This window comes from Candidatus Methylacidiphilales bacterium (assembly GCA_028713655.1).
GTDB lineage: Bacteria > Verrucomicrobiota > Verrucomicrobiia > Methylacidiphilales > JAAUTS01 > JAQTNW01.
This window is the reverse complement of sequence record JAQTNW010000014.1, coordinates 1-22,907: the sequence shown is the minus strand read 5'-3', so window position 1 is coordinate 22,907 and position 22,907 is coordinate 1. Positions and strand designations below refer to the sequence as shown.

The following is a 22,907-nucleotide window of genomic DNA, read 5'->3' as shown; positions in this document are numbered from 1 at the left end:
TTTCCCGCTTGTAAACCTCCTAGGAGGTTAGGTGAATTGCGGATAGGGTCAAGTATTGAATTTAAGCCACTTACAAAGATTGTGACGAACGGACATTTTATGGGCGCATTAGGATTGATCGCAGGCAAAGGGACTTATCCCCGGCTGGTGCTGGAACAGGCCCGCAGGCAGGGCGTTTCCCGGATTGCCGTGGCGGCTTTTGAGGGGGAAACAGACCCGGAGCTTGCCTCGGCGGCGGAAGCGCATTGCTGGATGCGCGTCGGGCAGTTGGGCAAACTGCTGCGTTTTTTCAAGGACGCAAAAGTGGACCGGGCGATCATGGCCGGACAAATCACGCCGGGCCGGCTTTTTGACCTGAGACCGGATTTGAAGGCGGTGGTTCTGCTGGCCCGGCTTAAGGAGCGCAATGCCGAGTCGCTTTTTGGCGCGGTGGCGGACGCTTTGGAAAAAGCCGGAATCAAACTGTTGCCTGCGACCACATTTATGGAGGATTTTCTTGCCGCGCCGGGTCTGGTTGCGGGCCCTAAGCTGTCGAAGAGCCAGTTGAAAGACGTGGAATTTGGCTGGCCGCTGGCCAGGGAAATCAGCCGGATGAACATCGGCCAGTCCGTGGTGGTCAAAAAAGGCACCGTTCTGGCCGTCGAGGGATATGACGGAACCAATGCCACGCTTCGCCGGGGTGGTGGCATCGGACAGGGGGATTCGATTTTGATCAAGGTGTCGAAACCCAGGCAGGATATGCGCTTTGACGTGCCGGTGATCGGGCCTGATACCGTGAAAATCGCGGCAGAGTGTGGGGTTTCCTGTATTGCGGTTGAGGCAAGAAAAACATTGCTCTTGGGGGCTGATGAACTTAGACAGCTAGCTTCCCATCATCGAATCACGGTCTGGGCGAAAGAGTCATAAGTTTATGTCAAAAATCAAAGTGGGTGTTGCGGGAGTCGGTCATATGGGCCGGGAACATGCGCGGATTTATTCCGCATTGCCGTCGGCGGAACTGGTGGGGGTCTATGACGCGGACCGCGAAACCGGGCGCAAGATCGCCCAGCACCATGGCTGCAAACTTTTTGGTTCTCTGGAAGAGATGATCGGCGAAGTGGAGGCGGCTTCGATTGCCACCCCGACGAGTTCTCATTTTGAATTGGCGCAGGCGTTCCTGGGCAAGGGGCGCCATCTGTTGCTGGAAAAACCGATTACCAACACGACCGCGGAAGCCACCCGCCTTGTGGAACTGGCCCGGCAAAACAACCTCGTACTGCAAGTCGGCCATATCGAACGGTTCAATCCGGTTTTGAAAGCATTGGAGGAACGGTTGACGCACCCCCGATTTATCGAAGCCCATCGACTTTCACCCTATCCGGGCCGCAGCACGGATATCGGCGTGGTGATGGATTTGATGATTCATGACCTTGAGATTATTTTGCATATTGTCCGGTCGCCGGTGGCGTCGGTTGATGCGGTCGGGGTGCCGGTGTTGAGCAAGGCCGAGGATATCGCCAATGCGCGCATCCGCTTTGAGAACGGCTGTGTGGCGAACATCACGACCAGCCGGATCAGCCCGGACAAAATGCGCAAGATCCGGGTTTTTCAGGACGATGCTTATTTGTCGCTTGATTATCAGAAACAGGAGGGTGAGATTTACCGGAAGCACGGCGGCCAGATCACGCGCGAACGCATTCCGGTGGCGAAGGACGAGCCGCTCAAGCGGCAACTTGAATCCTTTGTGCATTGCGTGGCGACCCGCTCGGCCCCGGTGGTTTCAGGCGATCATGCGACTGAAGCGCTCAAGCTGGCGGCCCGCGTGGTCGAGTTGATTGAAAGCCAGAGCATCGTTCCCGCCCTGGCCTGATGCCGCCTGGACTGACCGGATGTTGGAAACTGTATTTATTTAAAAGCCGTTTTTAAACCAAGCTTGTGGCCAAAAAATTATTTTACATTGTGGCGGGCGAGGCCAGCGGAGACCGCCATGCGGCGGAGCTGTTGAAGGAGCTCAGGAAAAGCTATCCCGATGCGCTGTTTTGCGGCGTGGGCGGACGCCATCTCAAGGCCGCGGGCCAGGAACAGCTTTTTGACATGGCCCAGCATGCGGTGGTCGGCCTGACAGATGTCTTGCTGCACTATTGGAAGTTCCGCGGGTTCTTCCGGAAAATCCTGGATGACCTCAAACAACTGGGCCCGGACGCTCTGATTCTGGTGGATTTCCCGGGTTTCAATCTGAGGCTGGCTGAGGCCGTGCGGCGCCAAATGCCCGAAACCAAGCAGATTTATTACATCAGCCCGCAGGTTTGGGCCTGGAAAGCCGGCCGCGCGCGGCGGATGCAGGAAATTCTGGACTTGTTGCTCGTGATTTTCCCGTTTGAGAAGGATTGGTTCCAGAAACATGTTCCGGATTTAAAAACCGTCTGGGTCGGTCATCCGGTCATGGACCGCTGGCGCGTTGTGAAATCCGCTGGAGCGAATCCGGATGGGCGGCGCAAAGTCGTGCTCATGCCGGGCAGCCGTGAGCGCGAAATCAAAATCCATCTGCCGATCCTGCTCCGGACCGCGCTGAAGCTGGCTCAAGTCGTGGGCGATTTAAAATTTTTGATTCTGGCCACGGATGCGGAAACGCGGGGCCTGATGGAACGGATCATCGATTCCACTTCTGCCCGCGGCCTGAACGTGGAAATCCAATGCGGCTACCAGCTCACGCAGCTCAGCCGCTCGGATCTGGCCCTGGTTGCATCGGGTACGGCCACGTTGGAATGCGCCCTTGCCGGCATTCCCATGATAGTGGTTTATAAGACGCACCCGCTCACATACTCGGTGGGTCGAAGGCTCGTCAAACTCGACGCCATCAGCATTGTCAATTTGATCGCGGAACGCAAAGTGGTTCCTGAATTCCTGCAGGACCGGGCCGATCCGGAAATTCTTGCGGAGGCGGGCAGGCAACTGCTGTCGAGGCCCGAGCTGGCTGCGCGCATGAAGGAAGACCTCAAGCTTGTGGTGGCAAAACTCGGCGGCCCCGGCGCGAATCAGCGTGCGGTGCAGGAGATCGAAAAAATCATCCCGCCAACGTGAGCGGAATCCAGAGGACGAGAACAACAAGGTTTAACGCAAATCGCAAAGGGCGTAAGGCGCAGGGGAAACTAAATTAAAAACCCCCTTTGTTTTTGTGGTTGTTCCAAATGCGCACCCAACGGTGGCAAAATGGCGCTTGTTTTAAGCCAAAGAATGTTGTTTTGCCTTTTTCTGCGGCTTGGCGTCTTATGCTCTCATGCTCGCGACGGATGTCGGAGTTGCGTTAAATTTTTGTTGCTTGCCGTCTGTGTAAATTAATTCTTCCGGCTTAGAAGATATTCCGCAATTGCCTGCAGCGGGGCGGCTTTGGGGCCCATCGATTTGATGGTGCTTTGTGCCAGGCGGGTCAGGCGTTTGGCTTCCTTTTGGGCCTTCTCCATTCCGAGAATGGCCGGATAGGTGGCTTTTTGCGCCTTCAGATCCTTGCCCGCGCTTTTGCCCAGTTGTTCGCTGGTCTGCGTGATGTCGAGAATGTCGTCGATGACCTGGAAGGCAAGGCCGAGTGCTTCTCCGAAGCGGGTGAGGGTTTTTAAATCGGCGGAGCTTGCATTGCCCGACATGGCGCCGAGGCGGATGGAAGCGGAAATGAGGGCTGCTGTTTTGTTCCGGTGGATGTAGGCCAGTTCAGCCGGGCTGATTTTTTTGCCTTCGCATTCCAAATCAGCCACTTGTCCTGCGATGAGCGCTTTGCTGCCGGAGGCGCGGGCCAGTTCACTTACCACAGCGGCCACGGAATAACGCGGCCAACCCGGCACGCGCGCGGCCAGCTCAAAGGCGTGGGTCAACAGGGCATCCCCGGCAAGCACGGCCACGCCCTCGCCGAAAACCTTGTGCGAGGTCGGCTTGCCGCGGCGCAAATCGTCGTCGTCCATGGAGGGCAGGTCATCATGGATCAAGGAATAGGTATGGATGCATTCCAGCGCGCAGGCCAGGGGCATGGCGGCCTGGACTTTGCCCCCGACGGATTCCGCAGCGGCGAGGCAGAGGATCGGGCGCAGGCGTTTGCCGCCGGCAAAAAGGCTGTAGCGCATGGCTTTGTGAATTGTTGCGGGTTTGGTGCTTGCGGGCGGGAGGGCCGCGTGGAGGGCCTTTTCAAAAGTTGCCTGACGCTGTTGCCAATAATGATGAATATCCACGGCAAAATGTTTTAAGGAAGGCTCCCGTGATGGCAAGCCTGATATCAGGGTTTTTAACCGCAGATGACTCAGATAAGCGCAGATAAAGCCTCCTGAAACTCAGGTAGAACCACGGATAAACACGGATTCACGCGGATGGAGAACCGAAGATTTAAAATCCAAGACTCGAACAGGTTTGCCCGCTAAAGACGCAAAAATGGAACAGAAGTTTTTTCACAAAGAGGTCACGGAGTTTGTTTGAGATTCATAAACCTCTCCTGAACCTCTGTGCTCTCGTTGTTAAAACAGTTTGATTTCAGCCTTCTTTTACGTTCTTCGCGATCTTACTGTAAACCCTTGTTCCGTGGCTTTTTCGAGGTTTCTTGATCTTGGCAATTCGGCTGGCAGAGTGGATGCACATTCATGAAGGCGACTTTTTCACGCGGTTGGGTTTGGCCGGCTATTTTGTTGTCGGGGTGCCTGTTCCTGTGCGCGGGTTGCAATCTTGAGGCCGAGACCAGGCCCCAGCCACGCAAGGTTTATGTCCAACCCAGCGGCGATTATCCGATTGAAGCCCGGAGTGTGGATTCATCCGCGGCAGCGGACCTGTTGCAAATGGCGGAAAGCTCTTATGCGGTTTTTTTGGAGCGCCTGGGGTTGCCCAAGCTGGAGAACTTCAAATTGGTCCTGGAGTGGAGCGATGCCCCGCAAAAATACAAACCGGATGCCTTTGATTCCTTCCCCCGAAGAATGGGGTTGGATGTGGGCGATCTTCGTTTTCGTATTTCCACGCAGGGGCCTTTGCAGGCGCAGCGGGAGCAAATCTACCGCAGTTGCATGATTTGTTATCTCCAGTCGCTTGAATTTCAAGGGAAACTGCCCGCGGACCTTCAGGCCGTTCCGGAACCCCCGCTTTGGTTGAGCGAGGGGCTGACCCAGTTGGCGCTCAAGTCGCGGGAGGAGACATTCGACGCGATTGTACGGCGCTACCAGCGTCTTGACCGCATGCCTCCGCTTAAAACGGTTCAGGAATGGAGCGAACTCAGTGACAATTCCCTGGAGGCGCGCTGGCAGCAGGCATTTGCCTATGGGCTGGTCCGATCTTTGACCATGGCGGCGGCTGACAAGCAAACGCTGGTTCTCTGGCTGACTTCGGACGCCAAAAACATATCGAAGCCGTTTCTGGATCCCAACCAACGCAACGAAGCCTGGTGGAAGGAATCCGATGGTACCGCCAAGCGTTCCTTTTGGTTTTATGATTGGGATGCGACGGTGGCCGCGTTGACGGAGGCGTTGCAGGTGGGTTTGACAGCCAAAGATGAAAAGGAAAGCCGGATTTTGTCGATCTCGAACCTGCCGGAGCCTTCCCAGGTGGTTTCGACCGAACCGCTGAGCAGGAAGCTGGAAGAATTGACGCTATTGGAGACCAAGGCCCACGCGGCGTGGGTGCCGGTCATTGAAATGTATCGGGCGGCCGTAACGGCCTGGCTGCAGCCGGACCTGCGCGGCTACCGGAAGGCCATCGAACGGGCGGACGCGATGCAGAAGGGAATCGGGGGGTATATGCGACAGGTTCGCGATTATCTGGACTATGTCATGGTGAATTATCCGGTGGACACGGGCGAGTCGGAGTATGCCGATTACCGGGAGATGATTGTCAGTCTTGAAAATTCCAGGACGATGCTGAGGCCCGGCCGGCAGAAGACGGCGACCTCCGCCGAGCAGCCGTAGGGAACGCGGGGGAAAATGAAGAATTCAGAATGCGGAATTCAGAAACTTAAGACTTAAAACCCGGATCGAACCGCGGACTCCGACATCCGTCGCGAGCAGGTGGACAAGGATAAACGCGGATACAAAGCATTTTCGCGGCCCAGCCTTCCCGGCTTCCCGCCAGCAGTTCCCATCGGTGTTAATCAGCGTTCATTCGTGGTTTAAAATATTTTTCTTCGCGTTGCTTTGCGATCTTCCTGTAAAAAAGTGTTTTTTCCGCGCCTTGGCCTTAAAATCATGCCCGCCAGTTTTTCAGGCAGGACTCGATGGCTTCATGAACTTCGGTCAGATGGATTCCCCTGCCGGTGATCCGACTGGAATCGAGAACGCAATTTGCGCGCGGTACTTTTGCGGCAGTTCTGAGGAACTCGGCTTCGTCGGCAAAAAAACGGAACTCTTTTCCCGGCGCCATGTTGTATTTTTGAAGGAGAGCCACGACTTCCCGTGTGGTCACAGAGCCCGGATTGGTGATGTTATATTTCCCAAACGGGATTTTTTTCAGGTGGCACTGGACGCAAGCGGCGGCGAATTCCTCGATTTCGGATATGGAATTTCTGGCCTCGACGAGGGTTGAGTAGCGCAACAATTTCGAGAGGTAGTTTTTGGGGTGGTTGAATGCGCTGTAGGGATATCTGAGCCGCCAAATATAAACGGCGGGGTATTCCGCGAGCATTTCTTCAGCCAAGGCTTTGCATCCGCTGTAAAAGCCCGAGTTATTGTGGCGGAAATCGAAGTTGGGCGGATCGTCTTCGTTGAAGCCGGCACCTCCCGGTTTGGAGCCCGAATAGACGCATCCGGTGGAAACATGCCCGAAGGGTACACCATGTTCCCGGCAGACATCCGCGATCAACACAGGAATGGAGATGTTGGCATCCAGGCATTCTAACTTGTGGGTTTCAGTGGCATCGACATTGGGAGTTCCGACATAACCGGCGGCGCTGATTACAAAGTCCGGCCGGCAGTTTTTCAAGGCTTCTGTGAGAACTTCCCGGTGCGGACGGCTGGGATTTTTTAAGGACAGGCAGGTGTGGGGAAGGTTGTTGGTTCCGAGATAGCGGCGGAATGCCGAACCCACATACCCGCTGCTGCCGATTACAAGGAACATGCGGTTCATCTTGGCCTGCAAGGGTCAAGATATGCAAATCTTAAAATGGGCGACCAACGGGATTCGAACCCGCAAGGCCGACAAGGAGTCGGCCCCCCGACGAATGTCGGGGCAGCCAACAAAATGAGGCGGGTTCGTAAAAATGGGCGACCAACGGGATTCGAACCCGCAAGGCCGACAAGGAGTCGGCCCCCCGACGAATGTCGGGGCAGCCAACAAAATGAGGCGGGTTCGTAAAAATGGGCGACCAACGGGATTCGAACCCGCAACAGCCAGAACCACAATCTGGAGCTCTACCATTGAGCTATGGCCGCCATCGATGGGCGATTAATTTACCCTGCTTGCCGTCTCATACAATAGAAAAATAATTTCAGGAACGGGTGCCTTTCAGGGGGTTGTTCGCCTCGGGCAGAAAAAAAACATAATTTCTCTAGCGCTGGCCTGTGACTTCATTATTATTTGAGTCTCAATCTTGTGAAGGTCAAATACGGCATTTTTAGTGATATTCACAGCAACATGGAGGCCCTGGTGGCTGTCTTGCTGGACATGTATGCGCAGGGAGTCACCCATCCCATCTGCCTGGGCGATATCGTGGGTTACAATGCGAGCCCGAGGGAGTGCATCCGGCTGGTTCAGCAGTTGAACTGTCCGGTCATCAAGGGCAACCACGACGAAATTGTGTCGGGTCCCAAGGAAGCAAAAAATTTTAACGCATTGGCGGGCGAAGGCATTACTTATTCCAAAAAGAGGCTCTCGGCGGAGGACAAGGCGTTTCTGGGGGGATTGCCCTTTATTTTGCGGATCGGCGGTTTTACCGTGGTGCATGCGTCGCTGGATGATCCCGAAAATTGGAATTATGTGACATCGGATCTTGAGGCGAGAAGCAGTTTCACCTACCAGAACACGCCGCTTTGTTTTTGCGGGCACACCCATATCCCGAAAATTTTTGTCCGGGACCGCGAGGTGCGGGAAATTCCAAAAACCAACAAGCTGGAGATCACCCGGGGTTCCCGCTATTTGATCAATGTCGGGGCGGTGGGCCAGCCTCGCGATCGCGATTGGCGGGCCAGTTATGTGGTTTATACGCCATTATCGCAAACGGTGGAGTACCGCCGGGTGCCATACAATCTGGAGCTGGCCCAAAGAAAAATTTTGGATGTGGGACTGCCTGAGCCGCTGGCGATCCGAATTGAAATCGGGGCGTGAGAGCGCCCAGCCGCAGCCTCCGCAACGCGAGCATGAACTCCAAAGTACAAGCCTTGATTTTTACAATGGCCGCCACAGTCCTGCTGGCGCCGTCCGTCCTGATTTCGGCGGAGGACAAAATGGAAGCATGGCGCCAGAAACCCCTGGCAGAAGTCACCAAAGCGGCGGGTTCAGGCGATGCGGATGCCCTGGCGGCGCTTGGCATGATTTATTGGGAGGGCAGGCAAGTGCCCAAAGATTTGAAAAAGGGCTTTGAGTACACCCTGAAAGCCGCGGCAAAAGGCCAGCCCAAAGCCATGAATGTGGCGGGAGTTTGCCTGGCCAACGGGTATGGCGCCGCTCCCGACCTTGAAAAGGCCGTGGCCTGGTACCGGAAGTCAGCCGATGCGGGTTATGCGCCCGCCATGTTTAATCTCGCCAAAGTTTATATGGAGGGAATTGGAACCACGCCGGACCCCAAAACCGCCGCGGAGTGGCTTCGCCGGGCCTCCGAGGGAGGGGATTCCGACGCGCAGATGCTTCTTGCGGGTTGTTATATGAAGGGGAGGGGCGTTCTTGCGGATGCCAGGGAGGCCGCGCGGTGGTATGAAAAAGCGGCGAATGCCGGGAATGAAAAGGCCCAAAACGACCTGGGGATGATGTATCTCGAGGGCAACGGCGTGGTTCAGAACGTCCAGACGGGGGTTGATTGGCTCAAGCGGGCTGCTGGCCAGGGGAACGTCAATTCGCAATACAACCTCGGAGTGATTTATGAAATCGGAAAGGGCGTCAAGGCCGACACTGTGGAGGCCCTGAAATGGTATATGATCAGCGCCAACAACTCCGACCCCCAGGCTGTCGAAGACAAACAAAGGTTGTCCGCCATAATGAAACCCGAGAACATCCAACTGGCCGCTGCGCAGGCGCGCCAGTTTGCGGAAAAACGCGAGGAGCCGAAAAATCAGCCGTGATTGCGGCCACGGAAGCCTTCGCATGAAATCAAGTATAACAGTTGCCGGATGACACGGCTTGTGTTTGGGTATTGGTTCCATGTCGCTGAAATTTTTCCGCCGCCTCCGTAAAATGGGCATCTCCCGCCGTAAAATGCGGCGCGGATGGATGCGTCATTTGGGCGGGAAGCATATTTTTCACAAGGGGCTCTGGATGTTGGAGCGGGATTCGGTTGCCAAGGCCTGCCTGATCGGGTTTTGGGTGGCAACTTCTCCCTTCATCGGGCTTCATGTTTTCCTGGCCATAGGGCTGTGTCTTTGGTTCCGGGCCAACATGCCGGTGGCTTTTGCTCTGCAATGGGTGACCAATATTTTTACAGCCCCCATTTTTTATCCGGCCGCCTATTTGCTGGGTTGTGTGATGCTCCGCAAATCCCACCGAAATGCGGCTGAAATCCAGGTGTTTTGTGAGAACATTTGGAACCACCTTCTGCTCAGGCCGGTGCAGGATCATCTCGGGCCTCCCATGGCGGTTTTTCAGGATATCCTCTGGCCCCTGTTCCTGGGCTGCAATCTGATCGGCCTCGCCGCCGGCGCGCTCAGCGCAGTCCTGGTGCTCGTGTTTTGGCGCAGTAAAACGGCGAATGGAATGGGAAAAAGCAAAACCGCCTCAAAATATGGCGGCTCCAATTCAAAGAAGTCTCATTCAGGCGGGTTAAATCATTCTTAAAACGGCATGGTGGCGCCCTGTCTCGCCTTTTTCCATGCGATAGGAATAGAACCGCTCCCGGTCTGAAGCGGTGTTCAGCCCGCAGTCGTGGACCTGCACAACGCCTTCCGCCCGCACCTGGCGGCAAATCTCGCGGGCAAAATCCACTTCATAGTGCGGAGGGCGGATGCAAGGGCCTAACACGGTAATCACATCCTCCGGCCGGCTGCCATAATGCCGCTTCAGGTTTTGGAGCGTGGCCCCCGCGATATTTTGTTCCGTGCCCTTTCGCCCCGAATGCGCAAGGGCGATCACCCTCCGCACCGGGTCATAAAAATAAAGCGGGCCGCAATCCGCAACCCGGACCAGCAGGGCCAATCCCGTGGAGTCCGTCACCAGGGCATCGACGGACGGAATGCTCTGTCCGGCATGGGTGGGGCCGACACGCGCCACGCCGTTGCCGTGAATCTGAGCGGCCTGAACAAAGGGCGGAGGCGCCGAATCCAGCAGGCTGACTGCGGATTCCGGACTTTTCCAGGTGGAACTGCGGAGCGTGAAAAGATGCTGCAGGCCGGGACAGTCAAGAGCGGAAAATTGCAGGCAATCTGCAGGCCGTAAGCCCGCCGCTCGTTTCATGTGAAACGGAGCATGGGGTTGGGTCATTTGCTTTCGGAGTCGGCTTTTTGGGAGCAATATTGGTACATGGTTTCGTAGATGCGAAGCCATGCGGCCTGGTCTTCCGGTTGCAAAAGGACCATGATTTTGGAGAGGCATTGAGCCACATCCGACTTCATGTCCTCCACCAGCGAGCGGCCCTTGGCTGTGATGCGGACGAGTACCTGGCGGCGGTCCGTGGGAGTGGTGAAGCGTTCGACCAGCGCCGCTTGAGCCAAACGATCCACCAAGCCCGTGGTGGCGGGGGTCGTATGCCCCATGAGAGCCGCCAGTTTCCCCATGTTCAGCGAATCATTGACGGAGAGAAAGCCGAGCAGGGTGTATTGGGGAATCGACAATTTCCGCTCGGAAACCTTTTCGGTGATCGAGACAATGAAATTGCGCTGCACGTACATGACAATATCGGCCAGCCGCTGGATTTGCGGAGAGCCGGCGGGATATGATTTATTGGTTTCCATGCCTTAAATGTATGGTAACACAACTTCTCTAGTTTGCTAAAAATTTATCTTGCCCCGCAAGCCCTGCTTTCCCTGTGCCCCTCATCGTTCCCTTTGCCAAATGAACCACAGTTTGACAATAAAAGTCGATGCCTTAGCCTCATGCGTGGCCGATTCACAGAGAATATCGCACCTGACGGACAAGACCGCAAGGCTAAGCGTGCCCAAGCTGGCCAAAAAATTGGTTTTGAAGCAGCATTTTGCGCCGGTACAGCCTGATTTGCAGCGGGTGGAAAGCCGGATCAAACAGCAGGCTGATTTTTTTGATCCCGGAATCCACGGCTACATCGAATACGCCACCGAGACCAGCGGGAAACGCATCCGCCCGGCTTTGGTTCTTCTTGCCAGCCATGCGACAGGCGGTTGCAAGGAGGAGCATATCGATCTGGCCGTCATTATTGAATTGATCCACCTGGCCTCCCTGGTGCATGACGATGTGCTCGACAATGCCCAAATCCGGCGCGCCAAACCGACGTCCAACTCCAAATGGGGAACCGAACTTTCCGTTTTGCTGGGGGACTGCCTTTTCGCCCATGCCTTGAAGTTATGCACTCATTTTGACGACAATCAAATATGCCGCCAGATTGCCGATGCCGCCAATGAAGTGTGCGCGGGGGAGATCCTGCAAACCCAGCGCCGTTTTGACTTGAAGCTGCCGGTGTCCGACTACCTGCGCATGATCGCCATGAAGACCGGGGCCTTGTTCCGGGTTTCGACCGAACTCTCGGCGTATTTGAACGGCCTGCCTTCCGCGGGTGTCGAAGCCTATCGGATTTATGGAGACAGCATCGGCATCGCGTACCAGATCTACGATGACTGCCTGGATTTGTTTGGCTCGGAAGACGGCTCGGGAAAAACCCTGGGAACCGATTTGAAAAAGGGCAAGTTGACTCTGCCGATGCTGCATATGTTGCAGCAATTGGGCGGGAGTGAGATGGAAAAAGTTTCCGAATCCATTTTGCATGGAGACGATTCGGGGCGTGATGAACTGAGGCGGAGAATTGTCGATATGGGCGGGCATACCTATTCGGTGCGCAAGGCGCAGGATTATTTGGAAAAGGCGGCGCGCATCCTGGACGGCGTGCCTCAGAACGGTTTTGTCGAGACGCTTAAAACATTTGCCCTTGGGTTTGCCCGCGAACTGGAAGTTTTGAAATCGTAAGAGGGGCAGAATCAAAAACGTATTGTGCGTCCGCACAGGCTTTAATTCACGATCTCTTGGTTTTAGCCTTCCCTTTGCCTGCCGGGGCGAATAAGTTGCACCCACAATGGCAGGAGGCGAGTTCAGACCCGGCGAACCCCAGGTACCGGATGAGACGCTGGTTGACCGTGTTTTGGCGGGCGACATTCAAGCCTTTGACTGGCTGGTTTTGAGGTATAAGGAACGCTTATATGGCGTCATTTACAACATGACCTCCAACCATGACGATACGAATGACCTCCTGATGGAAGCTTTTGACAAGGCCTTCCGAAGCTTGGGGAGCTACAAAAAAAATGCATCTTTTTATACCTGGGTTTATCGCATCGCTTTGAACCGTACGATCAACCATATAAATAAGAATAAAAAACGGTCTAAGGACTTCAGCCTGAACGAGATGAATTTGGATGAATCCACCGAAAAAGAGCTGGCGGATGAAGGAGCTCTGACCGGAGAGAGGAGTTCGGAACTGGGCGAGCTGCAAAATAAATTGAACGAATCGCTCCAAAAATTGTCTGAGTCTCACAGAGCGGTTGTGGTTTTATACGATATTGACGGCATGAGCCATGCTGATATAGCTAAGACCATGAACTGCTCGGAGGGAACGGTGCGGTCCAGATTGCATTACGCGCACCAATACCTTCAAAAATCGTTGGCAAATTACTTGGGAAATAAATAAGTATGGAATTGAACGACAAAGCACTTCAGAAACTGTTGCGGTTGAAAAAACTGGAAACTCCGGGACAGGCCTATTTTGACGCCTTTCTGGACGAATTTCACCGTTATCAACGGGCCGATTTGATTCAAAAATCCTCGTGGCTTGAAAATGTCACGGAGTCGATCCGCCAGGTTTTTGCGTTGGAGCCCCGCAAGGTTCTGGCTTGGGGTGGCAGCTTCGCGCTGGTTGTGCTGTTGGTCGGATTGGGAATGAACGGAACTTGGAGCAGGGGAGGTTTGAACACAGCCTTGGCTGCGGCTCATGTTGTTCCCGCAACCGCCTCACAGGGCTATGTGGAACCCGAGGCCGTCTCGGCGTCTCAACCTGATCTTCAGTTGGTTTCTGCCTCCGCGTTTGAAAAGGACTTTTCCAGTCCCCGCTACGTGACAGGCCAGACCCCGCTGTCGTATGAGAAGGCTTTTGCATTCTAAACACCGATACGGCTGTTTCTGTGCTTGTCTGATTATCTTTCTGAGCGCCGCAGCCGACTCGCGCAGTGGCGTAATTGACTCCATCAGCGGGGAAGTCCAACAGGTTTTTGAAAAAGCCGCCCCGGCCATTGTCAAGGTCCGCTCCACAGGCGGTTACCGCCCCCTTGCCGGCACCGGTTTTTTCATCGACTCCGAGGGCGCTCTGCTCACCAGTTATGAAGTGGTCCGGGACTCGCCCGAAGTTTGGATCGAATACAAGGCGCAGAAACTCCAGGCGAAGATTCTTGGACGGGACCAGCGCAGCGGCGTTGCCCTGCTTAAAGTCGATGAGCACAGCACGCCGTATCTGCCTTTTGGCAACTCCGATGCTGTCAGGATGGCTTCCGGGGTCATCGGGATCGCCTATCCTTATAACCTCCCTCTGACGCCAAGCTTCGGCTGGGTCAAGGGTTTCGACGTCCGCTATCTCAACCGTTTTTTTGCCACAACCCATATCCGCGCCAGCGTCGATGTGAGCCCGGGTGAAATTGGAGGGCCGCTTCTCAATGACAAGGGCGAGGTCGTGGCCATGCTCGTGCTGGCCATTCAGGATGGCAAGGAATGCTACGGGCTCCCGATCAAGGCGGCCGGACGGATTGTGGCCGATATCAAAACCTACGGTTACGCCAAACATGGCTGGGTCGGAGTCGGCGTGATCGAAGGCCAATCCTCGGACGCGGAACCGGCCCAGGCGGTCCTGGTGGATTCGCTTTACGACAACACACCCGCTTCCACCAGCGGCCTTAAAAAGGGCGACCAGGTTCTCAGCATTGGCAAGCACCCCGTCTCGGATCCGAGGGATATTCTCGACGCGGCGTTTTATTCCAGAATCGGTGAAAGCGTTCCGGTCAAGGTCTTGCGCAACGGCAAGGAGCGGCTTTTTGCCATCAAAGTGGTTGAGCGTCCGTCCTCCTCCAATGTGGTGGATCGCAAAATTCTGGAAGACCCTTCTTCCGATGGGTTGACATTGCCCTTTGTGACCGAACCTGGAAAACAGGCGGTACCGAACCAAGTGCAACCCGTCCGGGTCAATGCCCATAACTGATCCACTTCCCAGTGTTCAGCGCAAAGAAAGAGTTTTATTTTCTTTAACTTTGCGTCCTTCCTGTAAAAAACGTTTTACCTTCCGGCTCATAAGCCCATTCACAGGGTTAATATCGCAACCCCCTTTTTGCTTTTCTGCTTTCCAAGCCGTCGCGCGACGTTAGCCTTTCCCGCATTATGCCAGTCGCCACTCCCAAACAATTCGCCGCCATGCTCGATGCCGCCCAGAAGGGCGACTACGCTTACCCGGCCATCAACGTCACTTCCATCACCACCATCAACGGAGCCCTCAAGGCTTTTGCCGATAAAAAATCCGACGGCATCATCCAGTTCTCCACCGGTGGCGGGGAATTTGCCTCGGGCTTGAATGTCAAGGACATGGCCTTCGGCGCCATGGTGCTGGCCGAAGCGGCCCATCGCCTCGCAGAAAAATATAACATCTTGGTGGGGCTCCACACCGACCATTGCCAGCCCAAGAAGGTGGACAATTTCCTGAAGCCGCTCATCACGGAGACTGCCCGTCGTCGCAAGGCCGGCCAGTCGAACCTCTTCACCTCCCATATGCTCGACGCCTCGGAATTGCCGTTGAAGGAAAACATCGCGCTGTCGAAGGACTTGCTCAAGCTTTGCGCCGAGAACGAGATCGTGCTCGAAGTCGAAGCTGGTGTCGTTGGCGGTGAAGAGGACGGCGTCGATAATTCCGGCCATCATTCCGACAAACTTTACACCACGCCCGAGGACATGCTCGCTGTTTATGAGAATCTCAAGGGTGTCGGCCGTTACATGTTTGCCGCCACGTTCGGCAATGTGCACGGCTCCTACAAGCCCGGCGCCGTCAAGTTGCGCCCCGACATTTTGAAAAAGGGACAGGACGCCGTTGTCGCCAAATATGGCAAAGTGGCGGAATTCGACCTCGTCTTCCACGGCGGCTCTGGAACGCCTCTGAACGAAATCCGGGAAACTCTCGGCTACGGTGTGGTCAAGATGAACATCGATACGGACACGCAATACGCGTTCACACGTCCGATCGTGGATCACATGATGAAAAATTATGATGGAGTGCTCAAGATCGACGGTGAGATCGGCGACAAAAAGGCTTACGACCCCAGGACCTATCTGAAAAAAGCGGAACTCGGCCTTGCCCAGCGGCTCGGACAGGCCTGTGACGACCTGCTCTCGACCGGGAAATCCATCTTCGGCAAAGTTTGATAGCAATCCCCTCTATCAAGAGGGGCAGAAAGGTCGCCGCGGCGACCGCTTCGGGGTGTGTGGTCATTCCACTCGCGACGCATGTCGGAGTTGTCTTTCGCGCCGTGGCGATTTACTTTTGCGGCTCAATTCCTATGTTTATGCATTTCGCGCACACGCGAGGCGTTCAGTTCCGGCAAGGGCTTGTCCAAAACATGGCTGTACACAAAAGCCAGGGCATTAAGCGCCTGGTTCTGGATATGGATTGCGGTAGAGCCGTTGCCTTCAAGATGGCCCAAAAAAGCCGCAACCTCTTTTACGCCCATCTTTTCCGGGTTCCGCATCTTGTGGAATTTTAAATAGCGCACATACCAATCCATGCAGGTTTGCCTGTTGGCCGACGGGCTGTCATCCGGGTTTTGTTGGCGGGAACGGCTTTGTTTTTGTTGCTTGCTCTGTTTTATAATGGAGCCAACTCTATCGAAATGCTGGTGTATTTGAAGTCAATTGTGTGAATATTTTGAAAAACTTTTATGACTAGCCCGGATGTTTCACACGCTTCTGAAAACCCCTGCAAAGTGTCCTGCTCCAAAGTTTGGCAGGAACCAGGGACGCGCTTGTCTCGTCCGATTTAAAACAAATAGCGGCCTTTTTATCCGCGCCTATCCGTGTTCATCCGTGGTTCTGAGTAAGTTTTAAGTTTATTTGCATTTTCCCCTGCGCCTTTGCGTTAAAATCGTTGCCTTTTGCTCCCATTGTTTTTTTTTGGGTTTCCGGTTATCTTGCCTCCGATGACTTATCGGCATGCAGCCTTGCTTCTGGCAGCCCACGGTTCCACCCAAAACCAGGATTCCAGCCGGCCCACGCGCGAGCAGGCGGAGCGGATTCGGCAACGCGGGATTTTTGCGGAAGTGTACGTTTGTTTCTGGCTCGAGCCGCCTTTTTACAAGGACGTCTTGAATCTCGTCCAAAGCCGCGAGGTTTACCTGGTCCCGAATTTTATCAGCGAGGGCTATTACACCAAACAAATCCTGCCGCGCGAATTTTCCCTGACAGGGCCGGTCACGGAAGTTCGCGGGCATCGCATCTATCATTGCGACCCGGTCGGCACCCATCCGTCGATGACGGAGGTTTTGCTGCGCCGCGCGCGGGCGATCCTGGAAACCGAAAAGTTGTCGGAAAAGGATGTATGCCTGCTGATCGCGGGGCACGGTACGCCCAGGAATGAAAACTCGAAGGCTGTGATTGTTGCGCAGGTGGAAAAACTTCGCGCACTGGGCGTGTATGGCCAGGTGGAGGCGGCTTTCCTTGAAGAACCGCCTTTCATCCGCGATTGGAGGACTTTGACGGCCCTGCCGCAGATGATCGTGGTTCCGTTCTTTGTTTCCGACGGCCTGCATGCTTCCGAGGACATCCCGGCGCTGCTCGCATCGGGAGAAAGCGGAACCGCAGCCGCCTCGAATGATGCCACGACGGATCGGCGACGGTTTTGGGTTGCGCCTTCCCTTGGTACCGAACCAGGAATGGCGGATGTGATTCTGGCCCTTGTGGAAAAATTCCACGCCGAGCATTTGCTTTAAATGGTTGCTTTACAGGAGCGCTGGCGTCCCGCCCGCACTGGCGGGCATCTTGCCCGGCAGCTCTCGTAATCCAAAATTCTTCGTGTCTTGGCGGTTAAAGTCATAGTGTTTTTCCCTGTTGGACAGGCGCTTGCTACGCGGTAGAATTTTGTTTCATGATTTTGCCGATCGAACATAGCAGCTCCGGGCTCGAAGCACGCATTCGCGCCATGTTCGGCCCTGGCGGCCTGCTTTCAAAGGCGCGCAAGTACGAGCATCGCGCGGTGCAGCAGGACATGGCCGCCGCCGTCGCCCGCGCGCTGGAAGGGCAGCGGCATCTGGTGGTCGAAGCGGGCACGGGTGTCGGCAAAAGCCTGGCCTATCTGCTTCCGGCCATCAGCTTTGCCCGTGAGCAGGGCCGGAAGGCCCTCATTTCCACGCACACGATCAATCTGCAGGAGCAGTTGTTTCACAAGGACATTCCGCTGGCTGAAAAAATCCTGCCGTTTGATTTCAAAGCAACCCTTCTCAAGGGGCGGCAAAACTATGTTTGCCCGGCCCGCCTCCAGCGCGCCATGACCCAGGCCGCCGATTTGTTTGTCAGCAGCGAGCGCGCGGAACTGGAACGGATCTGGCAGTGGCTGCAAAAGACCGAGGAGGGGACGCTCAGCGATTTTGATACCGAACCGGATTTCAAGGTCTGGTCGCAGGTTTGCAGCGAGCCGCATACCTGCACCACGCGGACTTGCGGATCGAATCCGAAATGTTTTTATCAGCGTGCGCGCAAGCGGCTTTTGGAGTCGGACCTCGTGATCCTCAACCACACGCTCTTTTTCACCTGCCTGGGCGGCATGGACGAGGAAATCGCGGCGCAGGAGGGTTATCTGTTCCCGAATGATTTCGTGATCTTCGACGAGGCGCACAATCTCGAACTGACCGCGGCGCGGCATATTGGATTATCGGTTTCATCTTCGGCCCTGCGTTACCAGCTCCAGCGACTGCATCATCCCTCGACCCGCAAGGGTTTGCTTTCGGTCCTGCGCGCGGGCGAGGCGCAAAAGCAGGTGTCGCACCTGATGGAAGAAATGGACATATTTTTTGGAAAAATCGAGACGGCCTGCACTTTCAAAAAGGGGAACGAATTCCGCGTACGGCAGCCGGAGCTGGCCGAGGATTCGCTCGCGCTGCCGCTGATGCAATTACGGCAGTCGTTGCTGGAACTGGCCACGGACACCAAGGACGAAAGCACGCAGCTTGAACTGCGCGACTTCGCGAGGCGTTTTGCGTCGGTACGGGATGAGCTCAAGACGTTTCTTTCGCAAGAGCGCGACGATTATGTCTATTGGGTGGAGCGGACAGGCAGGGATCATGCCAGCCTGCAATTGCAGGCCGCGCCGATTGATTTGGCTGAAGTATTGCGCCAAACCATTTTCAGACCGGAGCATTCCGCAATCCTGACCAGCGCCACGCTTTCCGTGGGGAAAGGGCTTGGCTATTTTCAGGATCGGGTGGGTGCGGAAGATGCGGACGCCCTTCAACTGGATTCGCCGTTTGATTACGCGCGGCAGATGCGGGTGTTTATCCCCAAAAGCCTGCCTGAGCCCGCTTCGCGGGAATACGAGGCCGCTCTTGAGCGCTGGATCGAATATTTTTCACGCCAGACCGCGGGCCGGGCGTTGGTCTTGTTTACCAGTTACGGACTGATGCACCGCATGGCCGCCACCATGAGGCGATGCTTTGAAAAACATGAAATCGAACTGCTGGTGCAGGGGACAGGCACCTCGCGCCGTCGCCTGATCGAGGCGTTCAAGAAAAGCAAATCCGGGGTGTTGTTCGGTACCGACAGCTTCTGGCAGGGTGTTGATCTGCCGGGCGACCTTTTGAAGAACGTGATCTTGACCCGGCTGCCCTTTGCCGTGCCCGACCATCCGTTGGTCGAGGCCAAGCTGGAATGGATCGAAGCGCGCGGAGGCGACCCGTTTCAGGAATATTCATTGCCGGAAGCGGTGCTGAAGTTTCGCCAGGGAGTCGGGCGCTTGATCCGCACCGCCACCGACACCGGACAGATTGCTGTTTTGGACTCGCGGATTTTGTCCAAGTCCTATGGCAGGGCATTTCTGGGTAAACTGCCGGAGTGCCCGGTTATCCTGCTGGAGAATAAAGTGCTGGATGAAATGGTTGAATGATTTAGAGCGCGGAGGAAAATCCAGAATCCAGAAGGAACTTAAATAGAACCGCGGATGGACGCGGATAGACGCAGATGGGAAACTGGAGGCTTAAAACATAAAGCTGCTGACTGAAGCTACAGTGATCCCAGACGAAGCAGGCATGCTTCGTCATTGCGAGGAGTCCGCCGTGGCGGACAACGCGGCAATCCAGAGATATATGGGTCGCCACGGTCCAACTCCGACATGCGTCGCGAGTGTTCCAGATGAACCTCCTAATGAACAGATGTGACAAGATGTTGAGATATATGATGTTAGCTAAAACGCCAACGGCGTTTCGTCCTTCAGCCCAGGGTTGCGAGGAACGAGCTACCCTGGGTAAAATCAAAAAATACCCCGAACCCTGAATGGGTTCCGTCCTCCTCTCGCCCATGCCGCCCCGCTGCAACTCCGATAGGCATCGCGAGTGAACTCCTTCAGAGTTGGGAACATTTTTGACAGATACCCAGGGTAGGCTCTCGCTGACTCGCGCCAACCCTGGGCTGAAGGATGCAACCGCGTTGCGGTAAGCTACAGCTCACGTTCTTTCCCGCTCAAAACACCTTCTTTGAAGGTTTGGGTTCTCGCGATGACGCATTGATGCGCTTTGTATGATGGATGTGATATGGAGTGCGGTGGCAAGCCCTCCGGGCGCGACACCGCTTTTTTTCTTCCGAATAACCTCACAAGGTTAGCTAACGGCCGCCTTTGCCTGACACAGAACAAGGCGATTCCATCGCGCAGCTTTGTGAAAAGTTGGCATGACTGGCACATTTTTGACAGGATGAACAGGATCACTAATAAGGACTCCGATTCTTAAGGCTTCCCAACTGCGTTTATCTGCGAAATCCGCGTTTAAAACCGTGCTCGTATTAATCTCCATTCTCTGCGCTTTTCGCGACCTTCCTGTAAAATTGTTTTCTTGGTGTCTTTGTGTCTTGGTGGTTCAATTGTCTCTCATCATGAAGACCGGAATATTACTGTTGTTGTTTCTATTCACAGGCCATGTGCTCCTCGCCGAATCCGAGTCTGAACGCGTCAGCCTCATTCTGGACCTGATTCCGAAACGCGAAAAATTTGCCCAGGCCGGCAATGCGACGGCGGCGTTTGAGATCGACGCAAAACTGATCCAGCACCCGGCGCCCGCGGATCCGGATTTTTCAAAGCTGCTGCCAGGCTCATGGCGATCTCCGCGTCACGATTACCTTTACCGAAAAGACGGGACATGGACCCTGCTGCCGGTTGAAGAGGGTATCCTGCATGGACGTTGGCTGCTGAAAGGTAACAGGATTTATGAATCACAAGGATACACTCCCGCAAATGAGGCATCACCGGCCTACACCATAATTCTGCTCAACAAGGATTTCTTCGTCCGGACCGACGGCAAATACGTCTTCTACGAAACAAGGCTCAAGTAATTCCAAGCTGCTCTTAAAATTCATCGTAGGCGATGTGGTTGGCGGGAACGCCGAGTGTGGCGAGCATCTTCGTGCAGGCTTTGATCATCAGGGGCGGGCCGCAGAGATAGAATTCGACGACCTTCGGGTTCTCATGACCCTTGAGATAGTTGTCCAGCACGACTTCGTGGATAAACCCGGTGTAGCTGCTCCACTGGTCCTCCGGCAGGGGAGAGGACAGGGCGGAGTGGAACGTGAAGTTCGAGTGGGACCTGGCGAGGTTTTCAAAGTAGTCCTGATAGTAGAGCTCCTGCTTTGAGCGCGCTCCATACCAATAGCTGACCTTGCGGGCGGTCTTTGCCGTCTCGAAAAGATGCGAGAGGTGGGCGCGGAGCGGGGCCATGCCTGCGCCACCTCCAATATAAACCATTTCCCGTTGCGTGGGCTTGATATGAAAGTCGCCAAAGGGACCGATGGCGGAGACGGTGTCGCCCGGCTTGAGGTTGAAGACGTAAGTGGAACCGACGCCGGGCGGGCAATCCTGCCCGGGCGGCGGCGTGGCAATGCGGACATTAAAGCGCAGAATGCGTTCGAATTCCTGATTGGAGGCGAGGGAATAGTTGTTGCGCCTGCCGGTCTCGGGGTTGTGCGCGACAAGGTCGAAGATGTGTTGCCGCTCCCAGACCGAGGCGTAGGGTTCGGGAATGTCAAACCCGCGAAAGGGGATGCTTTCGTAGGCAGGAATATCCAATTGCAGGTAGTCGCCGGGTGTGAATGCGATTTTCTCCGTCGGATCCACGGGTTCGAGAACAAGTTCCTTGATAAAGGTGGAAACGTTCTTGTTGCTGACGACGCGGAGATGATAGGTTTTTTGCTCGCGGGTTCCAGCGCCGCCGGGGTGGGCGATGTTGAGCCAGAGACGGCCCTTGCGCTCCTCGATGGGGAATGTGGCGAGTCCGCGGCAGATGGGGGCGCGCGCCGGTGAACCATCAGCCAGGTTGAAGCGTCCGTTGTGCTTCGGGCACTCGATGGTATTTCCAATCACAAGGCCGTCGCCGAGATGGGTGTTGCCGTGGGTGCAAATGCCGTCTGTGGCATGGAGATTCCCCTTGTCGTCGCGGCAGATGGCATAGGTTTTCTTGCCGTGGTCGAAGCGAATGACGTCGGCGGGTCCGAGATCCGCTGCGGCGCAAATTTCGATCCAACCGTCGGCATCAGGCATGGCGTCGGATCTGTGGAGGCCCTCGTTGAGGCGCGCCTTGGTCTCGGGCAGTTTGCGTCTCACATGGTAGGCGGGGTCTTTGACCTGACGAAGCACAGCCGAGACGATCTCGCGCCAGGCGGTGAGGATGTCTGGGTAAGGCGTCGGCATGTCATCCTTGACGGCGGCGTGAAGTTGCGGAAGGGCATGATAGGGCACCAGCGGGAACATGTGATGCTCCACATGATAGTTCATGTTCCAATAAAGATAGCGGTGGATCAGATTCATATAGACCGTCCGGCAGTTCAGGCGGTGGTCGAGGACGTTTTCGGCGAGCCCGGCGTGCTGGGTGAGGCCGTAGATGACCATGAGCCATGAGCCGACAAGGTTGGCAAGGCCAACGTAGAGAAGCGGCAGGATGCTGCCGGTCCAGATCGCGAGGCCGATGACATCGGCGTAGATGAGTACGCAGATGCGGGCCTTCCAATAGATTTTTGGAAATTCACTCTCGGGGATGAAAGTCTTCTCATCGGCGCTCATCCGGCCAAAGGAGTGCATTATGATTTGCCTGAAATATTTTGGATACACCGGAAGGTTGAAAAAGCCCATGATGAGCGTCTTGATGTTTGGGGGGCGGGGGACGGCGATCTCCGGATCTCGCCCGACAATGATGGTATCGCTATGATGACGATTGTGGCTCCAGCGCCAGACCGTGGATTCGCGCATGACCATGAACGAGGCAATTTCGTAGAGGGCGTTGTTCATCCAGTCGGTTTTGAAGGCGGTGCCGTGTCCGGCCTCGTGCCAGCGGGAGTCGGATGTCGAGGCGTAGAGCACGCTGTAGAGCGCGTAGGGCAGGATC

At 55.4% G+C, this 22,907-nt stretch carries 21 protein-coding genes and 1 tRNA gene; 15 read left to right on the top strand and 7 right to left on the bottom strand.

What is annotated here, in order from left to right:
• Nucleotides 1–99 precede the first annotated feature (99 nt).
• From lpxI to lpxB, 3 genes are all read left to right on the top strand, one after another.
• Nucleotides 100–906: a UDP-2,3-diacylglucosamine diphosphatase LpxI gene (gene lpxI, locus PHD76_06140; GenBank protein MDD5261412.1), complete on the top strand. Its 807-nt coding sequence runs from the start codon at nucleotides 100–102 to the stop codon at nucleotides 904–906.
• A gap of 4 nt (nucleotides 907–910) precedes the next feature.
• Nucleotides 911–1,849, top strand: coding sequence for a Gfo/Idh/MocA family oxidoreductase (locus PHD76_06135; protein ID MDD5261411.1), 939 nt, complete (start codon nucleotides 911–913; stop codon nucleotides 1,847–1,849).
• Nucleotides 1,850–1,914: 65 nt separating this feature from the next.
• A complete protein-coding gene (gene lpxB, locus PHD76_06130) occupies nucleotides 1,915–3,060 on the top strand; it encodes a lipid-A-disaccharide synthase (protein MDD5261410.1) in 1,146 nt (381 codons plus the stop codon).
• 254 nt (nucleotides 3,061–3,314) lie between these two features.
• Here lpxB and PHD76_06125 read toward each other — a convergent pair whose 3' ends face one another.
• The gene (locus tag PHD76_06125) at nucleotides 3,315–4,196 is read right to left on the bottom strand and encodes a polyprenyl synthetase family protein (GenBank protein MDD5261409.1); all 882 of its coding nucleotides are present in this window, start codon (nucleotides 4,194–4,196) and stop codon (nucleotides 3,315–3,317) included.
• Between the two features lie 402 nt (nucleotides 4,197–4,598).
• Between PHD76_06125 and PHD76_06120 the strand changes: the two genes are divergently transcribed.
• Nucleotides 4,599–5,906 carry a hypothetical protein gene (locus tag PHD76_06120; protein ID MDD5261408.1) on the top strand — a complete coding sequence of 436 codons (1,308 nt, stop codon included), beginning with the start codon at nucleotides 4,599–4,601 and terminating at the stop codon, nucleotides 5,904–5,906.
• A gap of 274 nt (nucleotides 5,907–6,180) precedes the next feature.
• Here PHD76_06120 and PHD76_06115 read toward each other — a convergent pair whose 3' ends face one another.
• Nucleotides 6,181–7,059 (bottom strand): sugar nucleotide-binding protein, encoded by an 879-nt coding sequence (locus PHD76_06115; GenBank protein MDD5261407.1) that lies wholly within the window; start codon nucleotides 7,057–7,059, stop codon nucleotides 6,181–6,183.
• Between the two features lie 233 nt (nucleotides 7,060–7,292).
• A tRNA-His gene (locus PHD76_06110) sits at nucleotides 7,293–7,364 on the bottom strand.
• Nucleotides 7,365–7,509: 145 nt separating this feature from the next.
• Here PHD76_06110 and PHD76_06105 point away from each other — a divergent pair.
• The 3 genes from PHD76_06105 to PHD76_06095 all read left to right on the top strand — a co-directional run bounded on the left by PHD76_06105 (nucleotide 7,510) and on the right by PHD76_06095 (nucleotide 9,915).
• On the top strand, nucleotides 7,510–8,256 hold the full coding sequence (locus PHD76_06105; GenBank protein MDD5261406.1) for a metallophosphoesterase family protein: 747 nt from the start codon (nucleotides 7,510–7,512) through the stop codon (nucleotides 8,254–8,256).
• A complete protein-coding gene (locus tag PHD76_06100) occupies nucleotides 8,253–9,206 on the top strand; it encodes a tetratricopeptide repeat protein (protein MDD5261405.1) in 954 nt (317 codons plus the stop codon). Before PHD76_06105 ends, PHD76_06100 begins: the two co-directional genes overlap by 4 nt.
• 79 nt (nucleotides 9,207–9,285) lie before the next feature.
• Nucleotides 9,286–9,915, top strand: coding sequence for a DUF2062 domain-containing protein (locus PHD76_06095; protein ID MDD5261404.1), 630 nt, complete (start codon nucleotides 9,286–9,288; stop codon nucleotides 9,913–9,915).
• Here PHD76_06095 and PHD76_06090 read toward each other — a convergent pair.
• Complete coding sequence (locus PHD76_06090) at nucleotides 9,901–10,530, bottom strand: polyphenol oxidase family protein (GenBank protein ID MDD5261403.1); 630 nt, start codon at nucleotides 10,528–10,530, stop codon at nucleotides 9,901–9,903. The two genes, PHD76_06095 and PHD76_06090, sit on opposite strands and share 15 nt — an antisense overlap.
• Nucleotides 10,531–10,553: 23 nt before the next feature.
• Entirely contained in the window at nucleotides 10,554–11,027 is a 474-nt protein-coding gene (locus tag PHD76_06085) for a MarR family transcriptional regulator (protein MDD5261402.1), read from the bottom strand.
• 145 nt (nucleotides 11,028–11,172) lie between these two features.
• Between PHD76_06085 and PHD76_06080 the strand changes: the two genes are divergently transcribed.
• The 5 genes from PHD76_06080 to fbaA all read left to right on the top strand — a co-directional run bounded on the left by PHD76_06080 (nucleotide 11,173) and on the right by fbaA (nucleotide 15,705).
• Nucleotides 11,173–12,228, top strand: a complete 1,056-nt coding sequence (locus tag PHD76_06080; protein MDD5261401.1) for a polyprenyl synthetase family protein — start codon at nucleotides 11,173–11,175, stop codon at nucleotides 12,226–12,228.
• A 106-nt stretch (nucleotides 12,229–12,334) separates the two neighbouring features.
• Nucleotides 12,335–12,943 (top strand): sigma-70 family RNA polymerase sigma factor, encoded by a 609-nt coding sequence (locus PHD76_06075; protein MDD5261400.1) that lies wholly within the window; start codon nucleotides 12,335–12,337, stop codon nucleotides 12,941–12,943.
• A 2-nt stretch (nucleotides 12,944–12,945) separates the two neighbouring features.
• Nucleotides 12,946–13,413, top strand: a complete 468-nt coding sequence (locus PHD76_06070) for a hypothetical protein (GenBank protein ID MDD5261399.1) — start codon at nucleotides 12,946–12,948, stop codon at nucleotides 13,411–13,413.
• Nucleotides 13,403–14,497, top strand: coding sequence for a S1C family serine protease (locus PHD76_06065; GenBank protein MDD5261398.1), 1,095 nt, complete (start codon nucleotides 13,403–13,405; stop codon nucleotides 14,495–14,497). The genes PHD76_06070 and PHD76_06065 overlap by 11 nt, the downstream gene beginning before the upstream one ends.
• A 176-nt stretch (nucleotides 14,498–14,673) precedes the next feature.
• The gene (gene fbaA, locus PHD76_06060) at nucleotides 14,674–15,705 is read left to right on the top strand and encodes a class II fructose-bisphosphate aldolase (GenBank protein ID MDD5261397.1); all 1,032 of its coding nucleotides are present in this window, start codon (nucleotides 14,674–14,676) and stop codon (nucleotides 15,703–15,705) included.
• A 125-nt stretch (nucleotides 15,706–15,830) separates the two neighbouring features.
• Here fbaA and PHD76_06055 read toward each other — a convergent pair whose 3' ends face one another.
• A complete protein-coding gene (locus PHD76_06055; GenBank protein ID MDD5261396.1) occupies nucleotides 15,831–16,064 on the bottom strand; it encodes a phage integrase N-terminal SAM-like domain-containing protein in 234 nt (77 codons plus the stop codon).
• A 411-nt stretch (nucleotides 16,065–16,475) separates the two neighbouring features.
• Between PHD76_06055 and PHD76_06050 the strand changes: the two genes are divergently transcribed.
• From PHD76_06050 to PHD76_06040, 3 genes are all read left to right on the top strand, one after another.
• Nucleotides 16,476–17,264 (top strand): CbiX/SirB N-terminal domain-containing protein, encoded by a 789-nt coding sequence (locus PHD76_06050; GenBank protein MDD5261395.1) that lies wholly within the window; start codon nucleotides 16,476–16,478, stop codon nucleotides 17,262–17,264.
• A gap of 155 nt (nucleotides 17,265–17,419) precedes the next feature.
• The gene (locus PHD76_06045) at nucleotides 17,420–19,429 is read left to right on the top strand and encodes a helicase C-terminal domain-containing protein (protein ID MDD5261394.1); all 2,010 of its coding nucleotides are present in this window, start codon (nucleotides 17,420–17,422) and stop codon (nucleotides 19,427–19,429) included.
• Nucleotides 19,430–20,409: 980 nt separating this feature from the next.
• On the top strand, nucleotides 20,410–20,865 hold the full coding sequence (locus PHD76_06040) for a hypothetical protein (GenBank protein ID MDD5261393.1): 456 nt from the start codon (nucleotides 20,410–20,412) through the stop codon (nucleotides 20,863–20,865).
• A gap of 13 nt (nucleotides 20,866–20,878) precedes the next feature.
• Here the strand turns inward: PHD76_06040 and nqrF are convergent.
• A partial coding sequence (gene nqrF / locus PHD76_06035) for an NADH:ubiquinone reductase (Na(+)-transporting) subunit F (protein ID MDD5261392.1) occupies nucleotides 20,879–22,907 on the bottom strand: 2,029 nt, incomplete at its 5' end.

Excerpts from the sequence above, each read along its gene's own strand:
- PHD76_06045 (MDD5261394.1), top strand. The coding sequence starts at position 17,420 with ATGATTTTGCCGATCGAACATAGCAGCTCCGGGCTCGAAGCACGCATT.
- lpxI (MDD5261412.1), top strand. The coding sequence starts at position 100 with ATGGGCGCATTAGGATTGATCGCAGGCAAAGGGACTTATCCCCGGCTG.
- PHD76_06095 (MDD5261404.1), top strand. The coding sequence starts at position 9,286 with ATGTCGCTGAAATTTTTCCGCCGCCTCCGTAAAATGGGCATCTCCCGC.
- PHD76_06120 (MDD5261408.1), top strand. The coding sequence starts at position 4,599 with ATGAAGGCGACTTTTTCACGCGGTTGGGTTTGGCCGGCTATTTTGTTG.
- PHD76_06075 (MDD5261400.1), top strand. The coding sequence starts at position 12,335 with ATGGCAGGAGGCGAGTTCAGACCCGGCGAACCCCAGGTACCGGATGAG.
- PHD76_06070 (MDD5261399.1), top strand. The coding sequence starts at position 12,946 with ATGGAATTGAACGACAAAGCACTTCAGAAACTGTTGCGGTTGAAAAAA.
- PHD76_06055 (MDD5261396.1), bottom strand. The coding sequence starts at position 16,064 with ATGGATTGGTATGTGCGCTATTTAAAATTCCACAAGATGCGGAACCCG.
- fbaA (MDD5261397.1), top strand. The coding sequence starts at position 14,674 with ATGCCAGTCGCCACTCCCAAACAATTCGCCGCCATGCTCGATGCCGCC.
- PHD76_06135 (MDD5261411.1), top strand. The coding sequence starts at position 911 with ATGTCAAAAATCAAAGTGGGTGTTGCGGGAGTCGGTCATATGGGCCGG.
- PHD76_06115 (MDD5261407.1), bottom strand. The coding sequence starts at position 7,059 with ATGAACCGCATGTTCCTTGTAATCGGCAGCAGCGGGTATGTGGGTTCG.
- PHD76_06050 (MDD5261395.1), top strand. The coding sequence starts at position 16,476 with ATGACTTATCGGCATGCAGCCTTGCTTCTGGCAGCCCACGGTTCCACC.
- PHD76_06090 (MDD5261403.1), bottom strand. The coding sequence starts at position 10,530 with ATGAAACGAGCGGCGGGCTTACGGCCTGCAGATTGCCTGCAATTTTCC.
- PHD76_06085 (MDD5261402.1), bottom strand. The coding sequence starts at position 11,027 with ATGGAAACCAATAAATCATATCCCGCCGGCTCTCCGCAAATCCAGCGG.
- PHD76_06040 (MDD5261393.1), top strand. The coding sequence starts at position 20,410 with ATGAAGACCGGAATATTACTGTTGTTGTTTCTATTCACAGGCCATGTG.